This window comes from Brunnivagina elsteri CCALA 953 (assembly GCF_002289455.1).
Classification (GTDB): domain Bacteria; phylum Cyanobacteriota; class Cyanobacteriia; order Cyanobacteriales; family Nostocaceae; genus Brunnivagina; species Brunnivagina elsteri.
This window is the reverse complement of sequence record NZ_NTFS01000688.1, coordinates 1-1,905: the sequence shown is the minus strand read 5'-3', so window position 1 is coordinate 1,905 and position 1,905 is coordinate 1. Positions and strand designations below refer to the sequence as shown.

2 protein-coding genes are annotated in these 1,905 nt (G+C 39.0%); one reads left to right on the top strand and one right to left on the bottom strand.

Translation table 11 applies throughout. The annotated features are described in order from the left end of the window. Window positions 1-169 precede the first annotated feature (169 nt). Window positions 170-910, bottom strand: a complete 741-nt coding sequence (locus CK510_RS29895) for a peptidylprolyl isomerase (protein WP_095725059.1) — start codon at window positions 908-910, stop codon at window positions 170-172. Between the two features lie 373 nt (window positions 911-1,283). Between CK510_RS29895 and CK510_RS29890 the strand changes: the two genes are divergently transcribed. Continuing rightward, window positions 1,284-1,673 (top strand): hypothetical protein, encoded by a 390-nt coding sequence (locus CK510_RS29890; RefSeq protein WP_095725060.1) that lies wholly within the window; start codon window positions 1,284-1,286, stop codon window positions 1,671-1,673. The last annotated feature ends 232 nt before the right edge of the window (window positions 1,674-1,905 follow it).

Sequence of the window (1,905 nt, the reverse complement as noted above, 5' to 3'; positions counted from 1 at the left end):
ACAAGACTATTACTCAAATCGTCGAAGATTTAATAGATACATTGCCAGAACCTAAAAAGATTCAATGCGATTAAAATCGCCCGTGTCGCTTATATCTCAGCACTAAAGTGACTGAGTTTTACGCATACCGTGTTGTTCTATAAAACCATACCCTACAAACAATGATAAATTATTTTTTGAGATTATTTAAACCCTTCACAACCCTAGCGGATTGAATGCGATCGCTTTGTTTAATCTTGTCCACCACATCCATCCCTTTAGTGACATAACCAAACACAGCATACTTACCATCAAGAAACCCTAAATCACTCAGAGCAAAATAAAACTGTGATGATGCCGAATTTGCCTCATTCGCACGAGCCATTGCCACAGCACCTCGTCTATGCTTTAACACCGGAATCTTACCATCTTCCAGAACTTTTCCGTAAATAGGCTGCTTCCCACCCCTTAGTTTAATTTCCAAAGGTACGTAGCGAATTTTACCTGTATCTGGGTCAATCCAACCACCCGTTCCCCATGCTTCCGCAGGGATTTTCGGGTCTTTACTTTGAGGATCACCACCTTGAACTACAAATGGTTCGGGTTCACGGACAACACGATGAAAGGCAAGCCCATCATAAGCTTTTCTCTGTACCAAATCTACAAAATTACCCGCGCTAATTGGGGCATTTGTACCGTCAACCTCGATTGTGATGGGTGCTTTATTTACTATCATCACCACTGTTGCCTTACCTACTAGTTGTGGTAACTTTTTGATGTCGATAGGTGCGGTTTTTTGAGCCAGATGCATGGTTTTACCTGCCGATACTGGTTGTTGAGTCCAGCTATAATAAGTTGCTGTAGCTAGGGTAAATAAGGTGAAGAAGGTGGCAATTGGGATTAAGCCGCTTTTGTTGGGGTACTTGAGCATAAATTTAGCTGTATAAAATGACTACGGTATCACTTTACGGGCTTTTTGTCGGAAATGTTGCATGGAGTTTGTGCGATCGCGGGAGGGTATTCCCCTAAATTCCCCATCTGCCTATTTTAAACTTGCTGCGATCGCATACCAACTTAATTTCTCCTGGTTGTTGAAATTGTGCTAATTTATTATTCCCAAAGAGAATTTAAGAATATTGGGGAAAACTAGGCTAATTTTGATAACCAACAACAACATCATTGGGCACAGAAATAAGGTAAAAATCGTCACAATTACTAAAGGATTTATTAGCTTTTAGCTGTAAATGCTGTTAAAAATACTACAATTTATCAGCGATCGCATTACATATCGTATTTATGAGGAGATGAACGTGAAACTACTAACTAAAACCCTAATTGCTTCAGCAAGTTTACTGGCTTTATTGAATCCACTTACTGCTTCTGCACAACTTATACCCCAACCTTGGGTATCTGTTGGTAGTAAAGATGGTGACATCACTTATTCCGCAGGAGCCAGAGCATTGAATCTTGGTGCAGAGATTGGTGTTGGTCCTGATGGCTCTACTGGTGTTGATGTGCTAAAGTTTTTACCTCTACCAATTGTATCTCCCTATGTCGGTTTGGGATACTATTCCAATGATAAAGGTGTTGCTGTTTCTGGTGGTGTCCAAGTCGGTGCTACTAAAAATATTTTTTTAGGGGCAGGTTATAATTCAGTTCGAGGTTTTAACGGACAGTTGGGTATCCGTTTCTAGTTTGCTAGAAATAGTTATCAATTAGAATTTAAATAAGAATAATAATATTAGGGTGCAGTACAGTTACTGTACCCATTTTTAGTGGTATTCAGGAGATTTCATTTACATCCCTAATTGGGTTATAAAAATATTTATTAATAAATTTTCCAGTTTGTTAACAATTATATGTCTGAAAGTATTAGGATAGGCTTGTCTGGGTTGAACTCAGGCTAAAAGCAGCAATAAGTGAAGT